The 13,282-nt window shown below is 64.2% G+C and carries 7 protein-coding genes; 2 read left to right on the top strand and 5 right to left on the bottom strand.

What is annotated here, in order from left to right:
• Positions 1-40: 40 nt before the first annotated feature.
• The 4 genes from KOL99_RS04155 to KOL99_RS04140 form a co-directional block, all read right to left on the bottom strand.
• Complete coding sequence (locus tag KOL99_RS04155) at positions 41-2,482, bottom strand: homocysteine S-methyltransferase family protein (RefSeq protein WP_216509208.1); 2,442 nt, start codon at positions 2,480-2,482, stop codon at positions 41-43.
• Between the two features lie 137 nt (positions 2,483-2,619).
• Complete coding sequence (locus tag KOL99_RS04150; RefSeq protein WP_216509207.1) at positions 2,620-3,210, bottom strand: GerMN domain-containing protein; 591 nt, start codon at positions 3,208-3,210, stop codon at positions 2,620-2,622.
• Positions 3,194-4,030, bottom strand: coding sequence for a glutamate racemase (murI, locus tag KOL99_RS04145; protein ID WP_216509206.1), 837 nt, complete (start codon positions 4,028-4,030; stop codon positions 3,194-3,196). Before murI ends, KOL99_RS04150 begins: the two co-directional genes overlap by 17 nt.
• 187 nt (positions 4,031-4,217) lie before the next feature.
• The gene (locus KOL99_RS04140) at positions 4,218-4,895 is read right to left on the bottom strand and encodes a DUF554 domain-containing protein (protein WP_236014867.1); all 678 of its coding nucleotides are present in this window, start codon (positions 4,893-4,895) and stop codon (positions 4,218-4,220) included.
• A gap of 290 nt (positions 4,896-5,185) precedes the next feature.
• Here KOL99_RS04140 and KOL99_RS04135 point away from each other — a divergent pair, with 290 nt between their 5' ends.
• Positions 5,186-8,632 (top strand): pyruvate carboxylase, encoded by a 3,447-nt coding sequence (locus KOL99_RS04135; RefSeq protein ID WP_216509205.1) that lies wholly within the window; start codon positions 5,186-5,188, stop codon positions 8,630-8,632.
• 629 nt (positions 8,633-9,261) lie between these two features.
• Positions 9,262-11,865 (top strand): cache domain-containing protein, encoded by a 2,604-nt coding sequence (locus KOL99_RS04130; protein ID WP_216509204.1) that lies wholly within the window; start codon positions 9,262-9,264, stop codon positions 11,863-11,865.
• A 119-nt stretch (positions 11,866-11,984) separates the two neighbouring features.
• Here KOL99_RS04130 and KOL99_RS04125 read toward each other — a convergent pair whose 3' ends face one another.
• Positions 11,985-13,268: a nitrite/sulfite reductase gene (locus KOL99_RS04125; RefSeq protein WP_216509203.1), complete on the bottom strand. Its 1,284-nt coding sequence runs from the start codon at positions 13,266-13,268 to the stop codon at positions 11,985-11,987.
• Positions 13,269-13,282 lie beyond the last annotated feature (14 nt).

Below are 13,282 nucleotides of genomic sequence, written 5' to 3'. Positions count from 1 at the left end.
ATTCGGGGCGCGCCGCGCTCCCGCCACCGCAAAAAAGCGTTTATTTTGCCAGCAGTTCCTTGATGCGGGCCACCGCCTCCATGGCGTCCTTGGCGTAGAGGTCCGCGCCGATCTCGTCGGCGTACTGCTGGGTGACCACGGCGCCCCCCACCATGGTGAAGCTCTTCACCCCTTCCGACTTCAAGAGGGTCACCACCTTGTCCATCTGGGCCATGGTGGTGGTCATGAGCGCCGAGAGCCCCACCGCGTCCACCTCGTGGCTGCGCGCGGCGTCCAGGATCTTCGCCGCCGGGACGTTCTTGCCCAGGTCGATCACCTCGAATCCGTTGTTTTCCAGGAGCGTCACCAGGATGTTCTTGCCGATATCGTGGATGTCCCCCTCGACGGTCGCCATGAGGATCTTGCCGATGCTCTTCAGCCCGCCGCCGGCAAGCTCCTGCTTCAACCGGGCGAAGGCGGCCTTCATGGTGTCGGCGGAGACCATCACCTGCGGCAGGAAGAAGGAGCCGTTGCCGAAGCGCCTGCCCACCTCGTCCAGGCCGACCAGGAGGGCCTCGGAGCTGATCTGCATCGGCGAGAGCCCCTCGGCGAGGGCCTCCTCCACCAGCGGGACCACGGTCTCCAGCTCGCCGTTGATGACCGCCTTGGCGAGCCGCCCCCGGATCCCTTCCGGTTCGGCCGCCTCGGCTACGGGCGCCGCACCGCCGGCGGCAGCCGCGGGCTGCACCGTGGCGCCGACGGCCTGGCCGCGGTAGGCGTCGATGTAGCCGGCCGCGTTGACGTCCTTGCCCAGAAGCACCATGGCGCTTCTCCAGGCGGACATCATCGGCGCCTCCTTCACGTTGACGATGGCGGAGGTGAGCCCCGCGGCGATAGCCATCGAGAAGAAGGTGGACGAGATCAGGGGCCGGCAGGGGAGACCGAAGGAGATGTTGGAGACGCCGAGGGTGCTGTTGAGGCCGAGCTCGCTCACCCGGCGCACCGCCTCGAGGGCGACCAGCGCGCCCCTGGGCTCGGCGCTCACCGTGAGGGTGAGGCAATCGACGACGAGGTCGCTCCTCTTGATCCCGAAGGCCTTGGCGCGCTCCGCGATCTTCTCCGCCACGGCCACCCTTCCCTCGGCTTCGGTCGGGATGCCGACGTCATCGAGGGTGAGGCAGACCAGGGCCGCGCCGTACTTTCTGGCCAGCGGCAGCACGGCGGCGAGGCTCTTCTCCTCGCCGTTCACCGAGTTGATCAGCACCTTGCCGTCGGCGGATTTAAGCCCCGCCTCCAGCGCCTGCGGCGAGGAGGAATCGAGCACCAGCGGGGTCTGGACGGCGCCGGTGATGCAGAAGACGGCGCGCTCCATGGCGGCGGGCTCGTCGATGCCGGGCGTCCCCACGTTGACGTCGAGGAGCGTTGCCCCGAGCTCGGTCTGCTCCAGCGCCTCGCGGCGGATGTAGCTCACCTTCCCTTCGCGCAGCTCCTGCGAATAAAGCTTCTTGCCGGTCGGGTTGATGCGCTCGCCGATGAGCGCCACCGGGTGTTTTTTACCGATGGCCGCGAAGGAGCCGCGGCTGGAGATCCAGGTGGTGCCGTCGTCTTGCTTGGGGATGAAGGGGGTCTGTCTGCCGGAGAGCGCCTCCTTGATGGCGGAGATGTGCGCCGGGGTGGTGCCGCAGCAACCGCCGATGACCCGCACGCCCAGGCCGAGCATCCGGTCGTGGTAGGCGGTCATCTCGTCGGGGGTGCCGGGGAATACGGTGACGCCGTCCTTGAGGATCGGGAGCCCCGCGTTGGCCTGGGAGATGAGCGGCAGGGCGGTCACCTTCCTCATGGCGCAGAGGATGTCGTAGATGCCGTCCACGCCCAGGCCGCAGTTGGAGCCGATGATGGAGGCGCCCGCCGCTTCCAGGGTGATGGCCGCGGCCTCCGGCGGCGAGCCGAGCACGCTTCTCCCCTTCTCCTCGAAGGTGAGCATGGTGATGACCGGGATGTCGGCGGAGAGTTCGCGGATGGCGATGAGCGCTGCCCGGATCTCCTTGATGTCCAGGAAGGTCTCCAGGGAGATGGCGTCGCAGCCGGCGTCGATCAGGGCTTTCGCCTGCTCGGTGAAGAGCGCGTGCGCCTCGTCGAAGCTCATGTCGCCCACCGGCTCCACGAAGCGGCCGGTCGGTCCGATCGAGCCAGCCACGTAGGCGCTCTCGCCGGCGACCTCGCGGGCGATGCGCACCGCCTCCGCGTTGATCCGCTCCACCTGGTCGCCCAGGCCGTAGTGGTCGAGCTTCGCCTTGGTGCCGCCGAAGGTGTTGGTGACGATGATGTCGGCGCCGGCCTCGAGGTAGGCGCGGTGCACCCCGGCCACCACCTCCGGCGCCGTCAGGTTCATTTCCTCGGGCGACTGTCCCGCTTTCAGCCCGCGTTCCTGCAGCATGGTCCCCATGGCGCCGTCCAAAACCAGCACCCGCTCCTTAACCGCCTGCATAAACGGCATCTTCATCGGTCACCCCTGAATTTAGAGTCAAAAAATGTGTTAACCATAGAGGACACCCGGGGGAGAGGGGATTGGCGAGAGCCCTTCCTGGATACTCTGTGCCCTCTGTGGACCTCGGTGTCCTCTGTGTTCCGCTTTTCGGTTTACTGTTTTTCCGGCGCCGCGGGCGCCTCCTTCTTCTCCATGGTGAAGTCGGGCGCGATGGGAGCGGAAAGGTCGAGATGCCCCTTCAGTTCCTTGACCGGCACGCCGTCGACCAGGAACCGCACCGCCTTCACCTGCGGGAAGTTGGCGACCACCGTATCGACCACGGAGTAGACGGCACTCATCTCGGCGGAACTCCCCTCGGGCAGACTCTCCACCAGCTCCTTGGAGAAATCGACCTGCGCCACGTCCCCCTTCAACTGCGCCCCGAGCACCTTCGCGTTGTGCGGCAGCGTCGGCGCCAGGTCCCCCAAAGGCCCCACCACCAACTCGTCCACCACGCTGGCGATCATGTCGTCGGTGGTGTCCTCGACCGCGATCTCGCGCCCTTCCCGCGTCAGCGACGACCCGTCCTGGTTGGAGAAGAACAACGTCACCACGCGGGTGTCGACCTGCTCGGTCGGCGCGGCGGGGGGCGCCACCTGCGTCGCGGTCCGGTATTTCCTGAAAACCATCAGGCCGACCACCACCGCGAACACCAGGAAGGCGATCAGCAGGACGCCCTTGGCCCTGTTACTGCGTCTCTTCACCTTCCCCTCCTTCCTGATCCTGCTCCAGGCTCACCTGGTAGACGTCCCCGAGCTCGCCGCCGAGGAAACGGTTGCCGACCCTGATGAAACCGGCCGGGATGTCGGTGACGAAGTAGTGGTGATTGCCCCGCTCGTTCTCCGGCCGCAAGAGCCCCTGTTCGGTGAGGATCTGCGCCACGGTGCGGGCGGTCTCGGCCGCGGAGTCCACCAGGGTCACCTCCGGCCCCATCACCTGGGCGATCACGTCCTTCAGGATCGGGTAGTGGGTGCAGCCGAGCACCAGGGTGTCCACCCCCTGCGCCTTCAGGTCCTCGAGGTAGATGCGCGCGGTCATCCTGGTCACCTCGTTGTCCACCCACCCCTCCTCGGCCAGCGGGACGAACAGGGGGCAGGCGCGGTTCACCACCTCGATGTCCGGGTTGATCCTCTTGATCGCCTTGGTGTAGGCGGAGGAGGCGACGGTGGCGGCGGTGCCGATCACCCCGACCTTGCCGCTTCTCGTGGCGGCGGCCGCGGCGCGGGCGCCCGGCTCGATCACCCCCACGATGGGGATCTCGAACTCCTGCTGCAGCGCGGAGAGCGCCACCGCGGAGGCGGTGTTGCAGGCGACGACCAAGAGCTTGATGTCCCGGTTCAGGAGGTAGCGCGCGATCTGGCGCGAGTAGCGGATGACGGTTTCAGGCGACTTGGTGCCGTAAGGAACCCGGGCAGTGTCCCCGAGGTAGATGGTGTCCTCCTGGGGGAGCGTGCGCACAACTTCTTTAAGGACGGTCAAGCCGCCCACACCGGAATCGAATATCCCGATTGCTTTCCAGGCCAAAATCTTTTCTCCAATCAGCTTTTCCAGCTTTGCGATGATCCTACGTCCCTCTCCCTCGGGGAGAGGGTGCCCGAAGGGCGGGTGAGGGAGGGGATGGCGACCCAAGGGGGCGTGCCCACCGAAGCGCAAAGCGCGAAGGTGGGCGAAGTACTGCATGTTATTAAATTATTAAAGGGATTGTCAAGGTTTACGACACGAAGAGCATCACCAGGGGAGGCGCCAGGAAGACGGCGGGAAGCAGGTTCCCCACCGGGACCCTCTTGACTCCGAGCATGTCGAGCCCGATGGCGAGGATCAAGAGCCCCCCCACCGCGTTCATTTCCTGCACCACCACCGGGGTCAGGATCTGCTGGGCCAAGGTGGCGGAGAGGGTGATGGCGCCCTGGTAGGCAAAGAGGGGCAGCGCCGAGAAGAGCACGCCGGCCCCGAGGGTGGAGGCGAGCGCCACCGAGGCGATGCCGTCCAGCGCCGCCTTGGCGTAGAGGATGTCCGGGCGGGAGCCGAGCCCGTCCTGGAGCGCCCCCATGATGGCCATGGCCCCCACGCAGTAGAGCAGGCTCGCGGTCACGAACCCCTCGCTTATCCGGCCACTCCCCTTGAAGCGGTCGCCGATCCAGTTGCCGAGCGCCTCCAGGCGCGCCTCGATGCCGAGGAGTTCGCCGATGATCCCGCCGCCGATGAGGGAGCCGATGATTATCATCGGCTGCTGACTCTTGAAAGCGAGCTGGATGCCGATAAGTAGTACGGCAAGGCCGAGCCCGGCCATGACGGTGCCCCGCACCTTGCTGGAGATGAGGTGCCCCGCCTTCAAACCGAGGGCGCTGCCGATGACGATTGCCGCCGCGTTTACCGCCGTTCCTTGCATGATCATCGGGCAAAGATAGGAATTTCTCCCCGCTAAGGCAAGCAAAACCTTATCCGGATGGTAGACTTTCTGGTTTGGGGAAAGTATACAAAAATATAACATGATTCCAGGATTGACATTCGAAGGGGAATCTGTTTTTATATGCCTCCCTTTGAATACACTATTAAACCCTCAAAACTTAAAAGGAAATTGGTTTTACCAATATAGCCAGACGTGTTTTAAAACGGCAATAAAATTTCCATCATTTGTTTTAGTCTCGGTAAAAAAATACCCCCACTAAAGGAGCGGAAATGGAAGCACGGAAATTCAGGAAGGTGATGGCAGCTAACCGCGGGGAGATCGCGATCAGGATCTTCCGCGCCTGCACCGAACTCGGCATCAGCACGGTTGCCATCTATTCGGAAGAGGACAAGCTCTCGCTGCACCGCTACAAGGCTGATGAAGCGTACCAGGTCGGCAAGGGGAAAGCCCCCATCGACGCCTACCTCGGCATCGACGAGATCATCGCCCTGGCCAAAAAGCGCGAGGTCGACGCCATCCATCCCGGTTACGGCTTCCTGGCCGAGAACGCCGAGTTCGCCGAGAAGTGTGAGCAAAACGGCATCGCCTTCATCGGACCGACCGCCGAGATGCAGCGCGCCCTTGGGGACAAGGTGGCCGCGAGGAAGGTGGCCAAGGCCGCCGGGGTCGCCACCGTGCCCGGCACCGAGGAACCCATCGTCCACGAGGAAGAAGCCCTTATCTTCGCCAAGAACCACGGCTACCCGATCATCATCAAGGCGGCGGCCGGCGGCGGCGGGCGCGGCATGCGCGTCGCCACCAACCAGAAGGAACTCCTGGAGGGGCTGCAGTCCGCCTCTTCCGAGGCGAAGGCCTCCTTCGGCGACCCCTCCGTGTTCCTGGAGCGCTACCTGAAAAACCCCAAGCACATCGAGGTGCAGGTGTTAGGCGACGGCTACGGCAGCCTGGTGCACTTCTACGAGCGCGACTGCTCCATCCAGCGCCGCCACCAGAAGGTGGTCGAGTTCGCCCCCTCGCTGGCGCTTCCCGGCGACACCCGCCTCGCCCTGTGCACCGACGCCCTGAAGATCGCCAAGCAGGTGGGATACCGTAACGCCGGCACCGTCGAGTTTCTCCTGGACGAGGAGGGGCGCTACTACTTCATCGAGATGAACCCCCGCATCCAGGTCGAGCACACGGTCACCGAGATGATCACCGGCCGGAACCTCGTGCAGGCGCAGATCCTGATCGCCGAGGGTAAACGCCTCTCCGACCCGGAGATCAACATCCCCAACCAGGGCTCCATCGAGATGCGCGGCTTCGCCATCCAGTGCCGCATCACCACCGAGGACCCGACCAACAACTTCGCGCCCGACTTCGGGACGCTGACCACCTACCGCAGTTCCGCCGGTTGCGGCGTCCGTCTCGACGCGGGCAACGCCTTCACCGGCGCCCAGATCACGCCGCACTACGACTCGCTGCTGGTCAAGGTCAGCTCCTGGGGGCTCACCTTCGCGGAAGCCGCCCACATCATGGACCGAAGCCTCCAGGAATTCCGCGTGCGCGGCGTGAAGACCAACATCGGCTTTTTGGAGAACGTGATCACCCACCCGGTCTTCCTGGCCGGCGAGTGCAACACCTCCTTCATCGACCAGCACCCCGAACTCTTGGTGATCCCGGAGAAGAAAGACCGCGCCAACAAGGTGCTCAACTTCCTGGGCGACGTCATCGTGAACGGCTCGCCCGGCGTCGCGAAGCCGCTGCGCTCCGCGGAGCTCATCGAGGCGGCCGTGCCGCAGATCGACCTCTTCGCGGAAAAGCCCAAGGGCACCAAGGACATCCTGCGCGAGAAGGGGGCCGAGGGGCTCGCCAAGTGGGTGCTGGAGCAGAAGAAGCTCCTCCTCACCGACACCACCATGCGCGACGCGCACCAGTCGCTTTTGGCCACCCGCGTCAGGACCTATGACCTGCTGAAAATCGCGGACGCCACCTCGCACCTCGCCAGCGACCTGTTCTCCCTGGAGTGCTGGGGGGGCGCCACCTTCGACGTTTCCATGCGCTTTTTGAAGGAGGATCCCTGGCAGCGGCTGCACGCCCTCACCGAGGCGATCCCCAACGTCCTGTTCCAGATGCTCTTGCGCGGTTCCAACGCCGTCGGCTACACCAACTACCCGGACAACGTGGTGCAGCGCTTCGTGGCCCAGGCGGCGGAATCCGGCGTGGACGTCTTCCGCGTCTTCGATTCGCTCAACTGGACCCGCGGCATGCAGGTGGCCATGGAAGCGGTGCAGAAGTCCGGCAAGATCTGCGAGGCCGCCATCTGCTACACCGGCGACATCTCCGATCCCACCCGCACCAAGTACCCGCTCTCCTACTACGTCTCCATGGCCAAGGAACTGGAGAAGATGGGTGCGCACATCCTGGCCATCAAGGACATGGCGGGCCTCTTGAAACCCTACGCCGGCTACCAGCTGGTCAAGGCGCTCAAGGAGGAGATCGGCATCCCGGTGCACCTGCACACCCACGACACCTCCGGCAACGGCGGCGCCCTCCTGCTCATGGCGGCGCAGGCCGGGGTCGACATCGTCGACGCCGCCCTCTCCTCCATCTCCGGCCTCACCTCCCAGCCCAACCTGAACGCGCTGGTGGCGACCCTGAAGGGGACCGAGTTCGACCCGCAGGTGAACGAGCGCGGCCTGCAGCAGCTCGCCAACTACTGGGAGACGGTGCGCGACTACTACGCCCCCTTCGAGTCGGGCCTTAAAAGCGGCACCGCCGAGGTGTACCACCACGAGATCCCCGGGGGGCAGTACTCCAACTACAAGCCGCAGGTGGCGGGCCTCGGCCTCATCGAGCGCTGGGAAGAGTGCAAGGAGATGTACCACAAGGTGAACCTCCTCTTCGGCGACGTGGTCAAGGTCACCCCCTCCTCCAAGGTGGTGGGCGACATGGCGATGTTCCTGGTGAAGAACAACCTCGAGCCCGAGGACGTCTTCGCCCCCGGCGCCGACCTCGCCTTCCCCGAATCGGTGGTCGGCTTCTTCAAGGGGATGATCGGCCAGCCTTACCAGGGCTTCCCCAAGGAGCTGCAGAAGATCATCCTCAAGGGGCAGGAGCCCATCACCTGCCGTCCGGGCGAGCTTTTGGAGCCGGCCGACTTCGAGAAGGAGCGCGCCGCCGCCGAGGCCAAGGTCGGGCACCCGGTGAACGACGAGGAGCTCATGTCCTACATGATGTACCCGAGCGTCTACGTGGAATACGCCAAGCACCGCCAGGAGTTCTCCGACGTCTCGGTGATCCCGACCCCGATCTTCTTCTACGGCCTTGAGCCGGGTCAGGAGACCTCCATCGAGCTCCAGCCAGGCAAGACGCTGATCGTGAAGCTCAACGCCATCGGCAAGACCCAGCCCGACGGCACCAAGAAGATCTACTTCGAGCTCAACGGCAACGCGAGGAGCGTCACCGTGCGCGACCAGTCGGTGCAAAGCGACGAAGCCGGCCACGAGAAGGCCGACAAGTCGAACCCCAAGCACGTTGGCGCGCCCATGCCGGGCAAGGTGATCAAGATGAACGTGAAGGTCGGCGACGCCGTGAAAGCGGGGGACATCCTGGCCGTCACCGAGGCCATGAAGATGGAGACCAACATCAAGGCGAAGGAGGACGGCATCGTCGCCGAGGTGAAGTGCAAGGAAGGGGGCAAGGTCGAAAAAGAGGAGCTCCTTTTCGTAATGGCATAGACGAGAGTGTTACTGTCAAAGGGGGGCTCCGGCCCCCCTTTTTTTTGTATCCCGACGCCGGCGCCAATCCGTTGGCGACTCCTGTAATCACGCCGGTTCCAGCTGCTTAAAATTAGTGCAATTTGCTGGAGATGTCTCCATTACGCCATTTTCATGCCGCCGAACGCCATTTCTCCACATGGTTATCCACAGGTGACGTGGATAGAAGAACTACTGCCAGCGGCAATCTACACTGTAAACGCCTCTAAAGCCTTGATAGTTGTCCACTTTGCCCGCCGTACCGTCCAAATCGACAATATCTTGACGTTGGCAGCGCCACCCGCCACCAGACACGCCCTTCCCGAACGAGGCGCGCACCCCCGAAAACCTCGAATTAACAGCCATATACACAACGACATACTCATAAAAATTAATTTGTATTATAAGTGACACTGGCTTTTATGGGAAAATCAGCCACAGTATTGGCAGATTCAAATAATAAAAAGCTGATTACACAAGTTGTTATTTGTCCAGGAAGGTTTATAAGATTTTCAGTGATTCACACAGGCTGCCTGTGTTTAGCAGCGGTACCCACCCGAGACAGTGGTCACGACCAGGGGACCGGCAGTCAGCAGCCACCCGGAGCGTCTGTGCTTTTCACCAGCATGAAAACCAAGATGACCCTGGCCGTGTTCCTCCTGGTCGGGTTCCTGATGACGGTCTCCGCCGTCGCCTCGTTCCTGTTTTTCGAAAGAACCTTCAAGAGGAGCATCTCGCAGCAGCAAGCGGTCCTGCTGGACTCCCTGGCCTCCCAGATCGACGACCGCATCTCCGACTTCACCAGGGAACTGCACAACCTCTCCAGCCGCCTACCCCCTCAAGCGGTGGCTCACCCGGAACAGGCCCAGCGGCTGCTGGACACCGAGCAGAGACAGCGCGCCTTTTTCGACAACTCGCTGTTCCTGTTCTCCCCCACCGGGAAGCTCGTCGCGGCCACCCCCAAGGGCCTCAACTTCATCGGGATGGATTTCTCCTTCCGCGAGTACTACAAGGAGACGGTAAGGCGCGGCACCACCTACGTGTCGCCGCCGTTCGCCTCCCTGCAGAAGCAAAGCCGTCCCATCATCATGTTCACCGTCCCCATATTCGACCAAAACCGCGAGCTTGCCGGCATCCTCGGCGGCAGCATCGACCTGCGCGAACAGCACTTCCTGCGTTCACTGGCCTCGCTGAAGCTGGGGGAGAGGGGTTTTTTGTCGCTCTACGACAACCGGCGCAACGTCCTCATGCACCCGGACAAGCGCAGGGTGCTGCGCCAGGACCCGCCGGGCACCAACGAGATGCTGGAGCGCGCCCTGAACGGTTTCCAGGGCACGGCGGAGAGCATGACGCGCACCGGGATACCCGTGCTGCGCTCGGTCAAGCGGCTGCAGTCGACCGGCTGGGTGCTCGCGGTCAGCTATCCGCTGGACGAGGCCTACGCCCCCGTGCACGCCGCCAGGAACTACTTCACGGCCGGCTCTTTGGCGGCGGCGCTCATCTCGCTGTGCCTGGTCTGGCCCTTCATGCAGTATCTGACCAGGCCGCTGGTCTCCTTCACCAGGCACCTCGAAGAACTCCCCACCAAGGAGAATCTCGCCCAGAAACTTGCGCCGGTGACCTCCGACGACGAAATCGGCCAGATGGCCCGCACCTTCAACCGGATGCTCGTGGAACTGGAACGTTCCGCGGACTTCTACCTGACCCTCTTCGAGAATTTTCCGGCCATGATCTGGCGGGTGGGCACCGACGGCCAGGCCAACTACTTCAACAGGACCTGGCTCGATTTCACGGGCCGCCCGCTGGAGGAGGAGCTGGGCGACGGCTGGACCAGCGGCATACATTGCGAGGACCAGGAATACTGCCTGAGAACCTACCGTGAAGCCTTCGTCCAGCGCGTGCCCTTCCAGATGCAGTACCGGCTGCGCCACGTGGACGGCAGCTACCGCTGGATCATCGACATGGGCAGGCCCTTCAACGGTCTGGACGACAAGTTCGCCGGGTACATAGGAACCTGCTACGACGTAACCGACCGCCTCCAGGCGGAGGAGGAGAGAAGGGCTCTGGAACACCAGCTGACCCAGTCCCAGAAGATGGAGGCGATCGGCACCCTGACCGGCGGCATCGCCCACGACTTCAATAACATCCTCACCGCCATCATCGGCTACAGCACCATGATGCAGGTGCAGCTCGAGGAGGATCACCCCCTGCAGGGGAAGGTGAGCGAGATCCTGCGGGCCTCGGAGCGCGCCGCTAACCTGACACGCAGCCTCCTGGCCTACAGCAGGAAACAGGTGACCAACCCGGCCCCGGTCGGCCTCAACGCCATCCTGCTGAACCTGGAGGTCATGCTGCGCCGACTGATCCCGGAACACATCGAGTTCAGGATGCAGCTTGCCGACGAAGAGCTTTCGGTACTGGCGGATTCCGGGCAGATCGAGCAGGTGATCATGAACCTTGCGGTGAACGCCCGGGACGCCATGGCCAACGGCGGCGTGTTGAGCATCGCCACGGACCGGATCATCCTGGACCAGGATTTCGTCGCGGCGCACGGCTACGGCGTCCCGGGGAGCTACGCCCTGATCACCGTCGCCGACACCGGCATCGGCATGGACCAAAAGACCAGGGACCGGATCTTCGAACCCTTCTTCACCACCAAGGAGCCGGGCAAAGGGACCGGCCTGGGGCTCGCCATGGTGTACGGCATCGTGAAGCAGCATTCGGGATTCATCAACTGTTACAGCGAGCTGGGGCACGGCACCGTGTTCAGGATCTACATCCCCCGGATCGACCAGCCCACGCGCAGCGAGAGCGTGACCGTGGACGAGTCGGTGCACGGCGGGGAGGAGACCCTGCTCCTGGTCGAAGACGACGCGGTGATACGGGGCATGGTGCGTGAGCTGCTGCAGGATTTCGGCTACCGGGTGATCACGGCGGTGGACGGGGTCGATGCGGTGGAGAAATTCCAGGGGGCGGGGGGGAACGTGGCGATGATCATCATGGACGTGATCATGCCGCGCATGAACGGGCGTGACGCCTACCAGGCCATCTCGGCCTTGTCCCCCGGTGTCAAGGTGATCTTCATGAGCGGCTATACCGCCGACATCATCACCGACACCCTGACCATGGGGGACCCGCGTCATTTCATCTCGAAGCCGATCAAGATCAACGAGTTGCTGGCCCGGGTGCGGGAGCTGCTGGACGAGAAGGAGTGAGGAGGGGGGGACTGGCACCGCCAGGTGCCTGTCCCCTTTATGCTGCCCCCTTGCCGGCTGAGCTGAAAGGAGCGTTCCGCTAAAGGGACAGGCACCTCACGGAGCCTGTCCCTTCTCCTCTAGATCTTTTTGACCGCGTCCAAAAGCTCGGTCAGGTTGAGCCCCTGCTGCACCGGCTCGGCGAAGGGGCCATCACCGGCGCGGTACAGGTCGAACCGGGGCGCGCGCCCGGCCTGGTCGGCAACCAGCCGCGACGCCACGATCCCCGCCTGCGCGAGCTGCGGCTGGGCACAGCAGTTGGGGCATCCGGAGATGGCCCAGGTAAGCTGCAGCGCCTCTCCCCCGAGCTCAGCCACGACGGCCGCCGCGACGTCGCGGGTCGCGGCCAGCCCCATGATGCACTCGTGGTTGCCGGGGCAGACCCGGAACACGACGCGCTCTGCCGCGCTCTCATCGGCAAAACCCGCCTGCGCGAGCGCCTTGCGCGCCTCTTCCCGCACGCTTCCCTGAACCAGGTGCAGCACCACGGTCTGGTCCCCCGTCACCATCAGCATCCCGCCGCAGAACCTCGCTGCGATATCCGCCAGCGCAGCCAGCCCGTCAGCCGCCAACTCTCCCGCAAAGACGTGCGCCTCCAGCCGGTCCTCGGCCGCGGCGGGCACCGGCACCAGGCTCCCGGTCAGGGTCGGCGCCGGCAGCGGCAACTCTTCCAGCTCCTCCCCCAGCACCCTGCGCCTGAATTCCTCCTGCCCTATCTGCCCCACCAGGAACTTGAGCCGCTTGGGCGGCGGCGTGTTGGCCTCGTACTCCACCAGCACCCGCTCGATCAGGGGAAGGATGGCTTCCTCGGCGACTCCCTGTGCCAGCAGGAACCCCGGCACCGGCTCGCGCCCCAATCCCCCGGCGGCGTAGACGTCGTAGCGCCTCCCCTCGTCGGAAGGGGCGGGGACGAAGGCCAGGTCCTGGATCAGATGCCTCTTGCTGGAGGTGTCGGCCTCGACACCGATCTTGAACTTCTTGGGGAGCTTCTCGAAGCGCGGGTTGCCGGTGAAATGCCGGTGGATCTTACGCACCAGCGCCTCGAGCGCCGGCGCTCCCGCGGCGCCGAGGCTGCCGCAGATGACACCGCGCACCGCTCCGCCGCAGGCCCCGCGATTGTACAGCCCCACCTGGGCCAGTTGGGCGGCCACTACGGGGAGGTCCGGCTCGGTGAGCCAGTGCAGCTCGATGCTCCCCCTGGTGGTCAGGTGCACCACCCCGCGCGCGTACCGCCCGGCGAGTTGCGCCACCTTGAGCGCCTGGTCGGCCGAGATGATGCCGGCGGGGAGCTTGACGCGCTGCATGAAAAATTCCTTCTGGCGCTGGGGGTAGATCCCCTCAAGGCGCAGGTTCTTGTCGGTCATGAATAAAACAGCCT

Source organism: Geomonas azotofigens, from assembly GCF_018919395.1.
GTDB classification, from domain to species: Bacteria; Desulfobacterota; Desulfuromonadia; order Geobacterales; family Geobacteraceae; genus Geomonas; species Geomonas azotofigens.
The sequence above is the reverse complement of the archived record's forward strand: the minus strand, read 5'-3'. Positions and strand labels throughout refer to the sequence as shown.

What these genes read in the sequence shown, in the direction of transcription:
- KOL99_RS04125 (WP_216509203.1), bottom strand. Translation starts at nt 13,268, where the DNA reads ATGACCGACAAGAACCTGCGCCTTGAGGGGATCTACCCCCAGCGCCAG.
- KOL99_RS04135 (WP_216509205.1), top strand. Translation starts at nt 5,186, where the DNA reads ATGGAAGCACGGAAATTCAGGAAGGTGATGGCAGCTAACCGCGGGGAG.
- KOL99_RS04155 (WP_216509208.1), bottom strand. Translation starts at nt 2,482, where the DNA reads ATGAAGATGCCGTTTATGCAGGCGGTTAAGGAGCGGGTGCTGGTTTTG.
- KOL99_RS04140 (WP_236014867.1), bottom strand. Translation starts at nt 4,895, where the DNA reads ATGCAAGGAACGGCGGTAAACGCGGCGGCAATCGTCATCGGCAGCGCC.